Genomic DNA, 7,783 nt, shown 5'->3' with positions numbered 1-7,783 from the left:
ATGAAATTCCGCGAGGAAGTGAAGGCGCGGGGGTGGACCGACGTTATCGTGACCAAAGTGGGTTGCACCGGCCAGCATCCCGTCGGCCCCACCGTCATCATCCATCCCGACGGCATCTGGTATAAGACCGTCCAGCCTTCCGACGTGGCCGAAATCCTCGACCAACACATCCAAGGCGACACACCGGTCGCGCGGCTGATTAACCCGGAAATGGCAGTAAAGGGCGCGCCATAGCGCCGGGACCTAGCTCGGGAGGAGCCGGAGATTTGTTGCTGGCTCTGCGCTTCTCTGTGCAACCTCCGTGTCCTCTGTGGTACATCTTGGGCTCTATTTCTCACCACAGGGATCACAGAGCACACAGAGCGGCACAGAGGGACAGGATGCGTTAGTGGGACACGGCAGCGCCAAAGACCCGCTGAAAGATCGCATCCACATACTTCAACTGGCGCTTGAAATCAAAGGCAGCTTCGATCTCTGCCGGCGAGAGGAATCGGGTGATGCGGGAATCGGCGGAGACCCGCTCGCGAAAGTCGCCGCCATGCCGCCAGACTTCCATGGCGTGTTCCTGGACCCAGGCGTAGGCTTCCTGGCGCGGCGCGCCTTTGGCCGTCAAATCCAAGAGCAACTGCCCGGAAAAAACCAGCCCGCGAGTCAACTCCAGGTTCTGACGCATCCGCTCGGGATAAACAATCAAGGTCTCAACGATCTCCGTGGTCCTGGCCAGCATGTAGTCGAGCAGGGCGCAAGAATCAGGCAGGATGATGCGCTCGACCGAGCTGTGGGAGATGTCGCGCTCGTGCCAGAGCGCAACGTTTTCGAGCGCCGCCCCGGCGTTCGCTCGCACCACCCGCGCCAGGCCGCAGATTTGCTCCGAGGTCACCGGGTTGCGCTTGTGCGGCATGGCTGAGCTGCCCCGCTGCTCGCCCTCGGCAAAATACTCTTCCACCTCGCGAACCTCGGTGCGTTGCAGGTGACGGATCTCGAGAGCAATCTTCTCAAGCGAACTTGCCGCCAGAGCCAGCGTCGAGAGGAACTGAGCGTGCCGGTCGCGCTGCAAAACCTGCGAAGAAATCGCTGCCGGCGTCAGACCCAATTTATGGCAGATGCGCTGCTCGAGCTCCGGCGGCAGGTGGCCGAAGGTGCCGACCGCCCCGGAGATTTTTCCCACCCGCATCTGCTCGGCAGCCTGCTCGAGCCGCCGGCGGTTGCGCAGCGATTCGGCATACCAGTTGGCGAGCTTCAGGCCAAAGGTGATGGGTTCGGCATGGACGCCGTGCGTTCGGCCGACCATCACCGTGTCCTTGAATTCGTAGGCGCGCCGGCGGAGGACGTCACTCAGCTTGCCAAGACCGGCGAGGAGAAGTTCACAAGCTTCCGCCACCTGGAGCGCCTGAGCCGTGTCCAGGATGTCGTTCGAGGTCAGCCCGTAATGGAGCCAGCGCGCTTCCGGACCGACGGTCTCGCTCACGGCCATCGTGAACGCGACGACGTCGTGTTTGACGCGCGCTTCGAGTTCAGCAACTCTTTTCGGATCAACCCGCGCCCCGGTGGCGATGGCGCGGGCAGCTTCTGCGGGAATGATGCCGGCTTCGGCCTGAGCTTCAGCGGTGGCGATTTCCACCTTGAGCCACGCCGCCAGCTTGTTTTCCTCGCTCCAGATGCGGCCCATCTCCGGCCGCGTATAGCGTGCAATCACGTCGTTATCATAGCCGAATGTTCCGATGGCGGAAAGGCCGCGAATCGTGCTCCAGGAGCGGGAAGAATGCAGCTCGGAGGCGGGCCGGCTACAACTGGATCGTGGCTAGGGGGGTGCGTCGTGGGGCGACAGACAGTTCTCCAGCAAAGGCCTGACCACGGCGTTCGAGCGCTTCGAGCGCCGTCATGCGGGCAATCTCCGGGTGGTTGTTGTTCTCCGATAGATGGGCCAGAACGAGATGGCGGCCGAAGCCGTCGAAGTCCTCGGCCAGGAATTCCGCCACGCTGTGGTTTGAAAGATGGCCGAGGCGGCTCATCAACCGCTGCTTCAAAAACCACGGATACGGGCCCACCTTGAGCATATCAAGGTCGTGGTTCGATTCGAGCACCAGGCAATCGCACTCGCGCACGTGCTGCTTCACCATTCCGGGCAGGTAGCCGAGGTCGGTGACGATGCCGGCCTTCAGTCCCGCGGCGCGAAACGCGAACGCCACCGGGTCGAGCGCGTCATGCGGAATCGAGAAGGGATGGATCTCGATATCCCCGATCGAAAACCGGTGCCCGGCACGAAAATATTCAACGCGGGGAAGCTCGCAACGACCCGTAGCGCTGGACTTTAGTCCGGCAAGCAGTCCAGGTTCACCCCGAATGGGTTGAACCCCGGCACTCCTCTGCAAGCCGGTGTACGTCGCCTCCGTGATATAGACCGTTGCCTTCCATTCCTCGGCAAGCTGCGCCAATCCCGCAACATGGTCGGTGTGCTCGTGGGAAACAAGAATGGAGCGGATGCCCTCCGGCGTTTCCCCGATGGCGTGCATTCGCCGGAGCGTCTCGCGCTTGGAGATGCCCGCGTCCACCAAAATCTTCGTTTTGGCCGTGGCCAGAACGGCTGCATTGCCGGAAGAACCGCTGGCCAGAATGGACAGGCGAAGCGACGTGTAACACCCCGCTCAGGTCGTTTGGGTTGATTTATCAGAGTGCAGGCCAGCCGTCAATGGGACAAAAAAGGAAGCAGAGAAGCAAGGAGGCAGGGAAAAAGCCACTCATTTTACGTGTGCTGGAGAACCACCTTGCTTCCTTGCCTCCGGCTTGCTGCCTCAGCACTCCAGCTCGTCGCGGCTGATTTTGAAGCCGTCGAGGTTTCCGACGACGGTGAGCCCGATGTGGTCAGGGAGGAAAAACTCCGAGCCGATGACGCGAATCTCTTCCGCCGTCACCTTTTCAATCGAGTGGATAATCTCATCGAGGGAAAAGAAGCGGCCGAAGTACATCTCCTGGCGGGCCAGGTTGGACATGCGGGCGTTGGTGGATTCGAGCGAGAGCATCAGCGAGCCCTTCAGGTGGTCCTTGGCGCGGCGCAATTCCTCTTCGGTCACCGGCTCGCTCTTGAGCTTCTTGAACTCATCGAGCACCGAGCGGACGACCTTGTGAGCCGTTTCGAGCGCCGTGCCGGCATAGACCGACAGGCAACCGGTATCGCGGTAGGGGTTCAGTTCGGAAAAGACGGCGTAGGCCAGCCCCTGCCGTTCGCGGATGTTCTGGAACAGCCGCGAACTCATCCCGCCGCCCAAAATCGTGTTCATTACCGCGCAGGCGAACCGCCGCTCGTGGGCCATCGGGTAGCTCGGCACGCCCAGGCAAATATGCACCTGCTCGAGCTCTTTCTTGGTGCGCGTGCTGATGAAGGCGTGCGATCGCGGGACGGGATCTTCGAGACCGTCCTTGGCCGGTTTGATTCTGCCGAATGCCTTCTCGACCAGATCCACCACCTGTTGGTGTTGGAGGTTGCCGGCCGCCGTGATAACCATGTTATTCGGGGCGTACCAGTGGCCAAAGAAGCGAGCAATGTTTTCGTGATCGAACCGTTTGACGGTGGTAGGCGTTCCGAGGATCGGTTTGCCCAGGGCATGGTCGCGCCAGAAATTTTGCGTGAAAAGCTCATAGACGAGGTAATCGGGGTTGTCCTCGTCCATCTTGATTTCTTCCAGGATGACGCCGCGTTCCCGGCGGATATCCTCCTCCCGGAAGAGCGGCTCGAGCATCATGTCGGAAAGCACGTCGAAAGCGATGGGCAGGTGCTCGTCCAGCACGCGGGTACTGAAACAGACGAGTTCCTTCGCGGTGAAGGCATCCAGCATGCCGCCGATCGAATCCACCGACCGCGCGATGTCTTCCGCCGTGCGGCGACGCGTCCCCTTGAAGAGCATGTGTTCGATGAAGTGAGAGATCCCATTCCACTCCGGGGGCTCCCGCCGCGAACCGGTCTGCACCCAAATGCCGAGGGAAACCGAACGTACCTGCGGCATGGCCTCGGTGATGACGACCAGGCCGTTCGGTAGCGTTTCCTTCTTGATGTGGCGGCCGTCTCGAACCATGACTTTCTCTCGAACCCCTCTGCCCGCCCAACCGGAAAAAACTCACCCCTCAGGCAGGTAGGAAATCAGAGGTCCTCTCCCCAGATGAAGGCCCGCAACCGGATGATTGGTCCCGACCCGGCGTGAACGACGCTGCAGCACCTCCTTTTGTAGCACACCGGGCGACTCTTTTCCACTGAAAAGAGAACTATTATCGCCTTAATTATCAAAGACTTACCATGAAATCGCGCTTGGTCAGACCGTTTCCCTTATGGCATGGGTTGGGACTCGAAGGGGCAAAGGGGCTATGCCGCGGCGACGATGTCTCCGCACCTAGCTCTGGCTGCCGGGGTGATTACGACTGCGGCTTTTCCGAGGCCTGGGGAGCGGGCCGCGCCGCGCGTGGTCTGATAATTTCTCCGAGCAGGTCGGGCCGCGTGGAGTCACGTTCGAGGTGCGGATATCTTTCGCCATCCTGATAGTTCAGGAAGTAGGTCTTATAGAACCCCGCATTTTCCATCAGTAGCTCGAGCGGTTCGGGCGTGGTCTTGGCGGCCCGCAGCGCTTCGCGGAGCAGCTCAGGCGACCAGGCGCGGCCGTTCACGGCGACCAGTTTCATCCCCGGACCGATACCGGCTTGCGCCGCAGCCATCCCCGGGATGGCGTCATTGATCCTGCCGTTCTCTGCGTCACCCTCTTGGTGTTTCAGCACCAGTCCCATCGAGTGGCTCAGGTCGATGAAGTCTTGCTCTTTCTCGGCGGCTTGCAGCAGGTCGTTCGGTGTCGCGGTATAGATCAGCCGCCATCCGCTTCCTTCGAGACCTTCCAGCGGGGCGCGGGCGGCGGTGGAGTTCAGCCGGGCGTTGAAAAATGCCCGCCAGTCATAGGGTGCGACCTCATTCAACGCAGCTACGAGATCCTCAAACGTGTAGGGCTTGACCTCGGGCGGGCCGCTTTGGCCGCCAAGGAACAGCCGGCAGAAGTCGTCAAGCGACCGCCGGCCCTGGCTTTGGCGCCGGATGATTACGTCGGCCTCGAGCCAGATCAGCACGCTTTCGTCGTAAAAATCAACGCCGCGCCGCCAAGCGGTCCATTCCCTTGGAGCCCCGTAGAGGATTTGCGCGGCGACAGCGGTGTCGGCCAGCGACCGCCAAGTGCGCCCGGGGCGGTGATCGAGGTAGGCGGCCAGGTGCGCGAGATTCTCCCGAAACTCCTCTCGAGTCCACAGGCCGCTGCGGCCGGTGAGCACCTGGCCCAGGTATTGGGTCAGCCCTTCGTAAACCCAGAGCAGCTCGCCCTTCATCGGCTGGTGAAAGTCGGTGGTCGTCAGGCCTGCGGGACGACGGTACTTGGCGTTCCAGGAGTGAACGAACTCGTGCGGCAGCAGGTCGGCCCCGAGCTTCCGCGGGGCATCGTCGAGCAGCGAGCGCTCGGGAAGACGGTTGTCGCTCGACTCGTGATGCTCCAGTCCAAACGGGCGGACGTGGTCGCTGAGCGCGAGCAGGAAGTGGTAGCGCCGGTAGTGGTGCGCGCCGAAGAGCGCGGCGGCTTCGGCGACCAGTTGGGTGTAGTTCCGCGCGAGCGGCGGGCTCATCTCGATGGCCGCAGCGGAATCGCCGGCGAGGTCAATCTCGTGCGGCGGCGCCCCTTCCACGTTGAGAGGAATGGCCCGGTAATGCGCTCCGGCGATGAGGGGAGAATCCACCAGCGTAGTGAGCGAAACAGGTGCAAACTCGACCGTGTCCCCGGAATGCCCGCCGCGGCGGGCCACGGGCAGCGCCGAGCCGAACTTCCAGCCCGCCGGCAAACGCAGGCGGGCAACATAGCTCAACTCTCCCGCCGGCCTGCCCTGCGGGTAGAGCAAGACCAGGTTCCAGTTCAACACCGCCAGTTGCGCGGTCGCCGCCGGGCTTGCGGTGAACTCTCTTTTTTCGCTCGGCGAAAGATAATCAAGCTCGACCTCGACGGCGTTTGCTCCGGCGGGCACCTGGCAATGGAAGGCATACATATCGAGGTCGTCCCGCCGCCACTCGAGTGACTTTCCTGCGGCAGTGAACTTCATCCCGGCCAGGTTCGTAATCGGCCCCGTCGGCCCATGCTCGCCGGGAATCCACTTGGGATAAAGCAAGGTCAGCGGTCCGGGTGCAGCGGGAATCACCAGCCGGGCATGAAAAATCCTGCGGGGCGCTTCCCGGGCATCCACGCTCAAGCTGATGGGCGGGAGCGGGTTCCCGGAATAGGTGAGGGTGGCGGCAAGAAGAAGGATGAGCACCACGACCAGCGAACCAACGAAGACTTTTGGCTGAGAAACCTTGAACATCGTGTCTCCCTTCAGCTTCCATCCGCAAACATCGCCGGGCAACCCCCTGAACCTTTCCTGGACGCGACAGTGCGAGATCGTCCGGTCATAGTCTGGTCCTAGCCTGGTCAATGTTCTGGAATCAAGAGCTGTCCCGCTGGAGCCGGCCGCCATTCAAGAGCCGATTCTGGAGCGCCCATCTTAGGGCCGCCGCGGCGGCCAAGTCAACGAGCCTCGTGCCTGACTGGTGCCTGACCCTTCTCACCCGCGTGCATCAGGGCGCGTGCTATGATGGGTTGAGGTGCTTCCGTGAAGGCCGAGTTGCTTGGCCGAAACCTTGCCGACCTTCGCCAACTCGTTGTCGCCTGGGGTCTCGAACCGTACCGTGGCAATCAGCTTTACCATGCGCTCTACGCCGAGCGGCGGTTCAGCTTGGCGGAGATGACCAACTTGCCGAAGCCGCTCCGCCAGGAGCTTGCCGGACTCGCTTCCATCACGCTGCCACGGATCGTTCGCCGCTACGACTCCCGCGACGGCACGCGCCGCTACGTCTTTAGCCTTCAGGCGGCGGACTCACCCCGCCAGGAGGCAGGGAGGCAGACAGTCGAATCCGTCTTCATGCCGGACACGGATGACGCTCGTCCATTTGCCGGCCGGGACACCCTCTGCATTTCCTCCCAGGCGGGTTGTGCCGTGGACTGTAAGTTCTGCATGACGGCCACGTTGGGCCTGCGCCGGAACTTGACGGCGGGAGAAATCTTGGGCCAGGTGCTTGCCGCGCTCGCCGACAACCAGGGGCATCTGCTCCCCCAAACGAATATTGTCCTCATGGGCCAGGGCGAGCCACTCCTGAATTACGACGCGGTGATGGCTTCCGTGCGGCTGTTCTGCCATCCAGGCGGCTTGAATCTTGCCCAGCGCCACCTGACCCTTTCCACGTCGGGAATCGTTCCCGGCATCCAGAAGATGGCCCAGGAAACCGTCCGGCCGAAGCTGGCTGTTTCGCTTAACGCCACCACCGACCAGACACGCACCCGCATCATGCCCATCAACAAGAAGTATCCCCTCGAGCAACTGATGGAGGTCTGCCGGCTTTACCCGCTGCGCTCCTGGGAGCGGCTGACGTTTGAGTACGTTTTGCTGAAGGATGTGAACGATTCGGACGACGATGCTCACCGGCTGCGGAAACTGGTCTCGAAAATTCGCTGCAAAGTGAATTTGATACCGCTCAATCCCGGCCCCGCCCCCGGCGCGCTCCCTTTTGAGCCGCCGGCACCCGAGCGCGTAGCCACGTTTCAGAAGATTCTCACCTCGCGCGGCCTGCTCGCCTTCCTTCGCCGCCCGCGCGGACAGGATGTTCTGGCCGCCTGCGGGCAACTCGCCCTGCTCGAAGTCGCCAAGAACGCCTCAACGGCATCACCGACGTAGCGGCGGC

At 62.1% G+C, this 7,783-nt stretch carries 6 protein-coding genes; 2 read left to right on the top strand and 4 right to left on the bottom strand.

Going from position 1 to position 7,783, the window contains the following annotated elements:
- The coding region (locus VIH17_09930; protein ID HEY4683552.1) for a hypothetical protein at positions 1 to 234 on the top strand (234 nt) is incomplete at its 5' end.
- A 151-nt stretch (positions 235 to 385) separates the two neighbouring features.
- Here VIH17_09930 and purB read toward each other — a convergent pair.
- The 4 genes from purB to VIH17_09910 all read right to left on the bottom strand — a co-directional run bounded on the left by purB (position 386) and on the right by VIH17_09910 (position 6,369).
- Positions 386 to 1,696 (bottom strand): adenylosuccinate lyase, encoded by a 1,311-nt coding sequence (gene purB / locus VIH17_09925; protein ID HEY4683551.1) that lies wholly within the window; start codon positions 1,694 to 1,696, stop codon positions 386 to 388.
- Between the two features lie 88 nt (positions 1,697 to 1,784).
- A complete protein-coding gene (locus VIH17_09920; protein ID HEY4683550.1) occupies positions 1,785 to 2,612 on the bottom strand; it encodes an MBL fold metallo-hydrolase in 828 nt (275 codons plus the stop codon).
- A 180-nt stretch (positions 2,613 to 2,792) separates the two neighbouring features.
- On the bottom strand, positions 2,793 to 4,070 hold the full coding sequence (locus VIH17_09915) for a pitrilysin family protein (protein ID HEY4683549.1): 1,278 nt from the start codon (positions 4,068 to 4,070) through the stop codon (positions 2,793 to 2,795).
- 334 nt (positions 4,071 to 4,404) lie between these two features.
- The gene (locus tag VIH17_09910; protein ID HEY4683548.1) at positions 4,405 to 6,369 is read right to left on the bottom strand and encodes a hypothetical protein; all 1,965 of its coding nucleotides are present in this window, start codon (positions 6,367 to 6,369) and stop codon (positions 4,405 to 4,407) included.
- 288 nt (positions 6,370 to 6,657) lie between these two features.
- Here VIH17_09910 and rlmN point away from each other — a divergent pair, with 288 nt between their 5' ends.
- Complete coding sequence (rlmN, locus tag VIH17_09905; GenBank protein HEY4683547.1) at positions 6,658 to 7,776, top strand: 23S rRNA (adenine(2503)-C(2))-methyltransferase RlmN; 1,119 nt, start codon at positions 6,658 to 6,660, stop codon at positions 7,774 to 7,776.
- Positions 7,777 to 7,783: the final 7 nt, after the last annotated feature.

This window comes from Candidatus Acidiferrales bacterium, from assembly GCA_036514995.1.
Lineage (GTDB): Bacteria > Acidobacteriota > Terriglobia > Acidiferrales > DATBWB01 > DATBWB01.
Note: the sequence above shows the minus strand (reverse complement) of the source record. Positions and strands in the feature narration are given on the sequence as shown.

Excerpts from the sequence above, each read along its gene's own strand:
- VIH17_09915 (HEY4683549.1), bottom strand. The coding sequence starts at position 4,070 with ATGGTTCGAGACGGCCGCCACATCAAGAAGGAAACGCTACCGAACGGC.
- VIH17_09910 (HEY4683548.1), bottom strand. The coding sequence starts at position 6,369 with ATGTTCAAGGTTTCTCAGCCAAAAGTCTTCGTTGGTTCGCTGGTCGTG.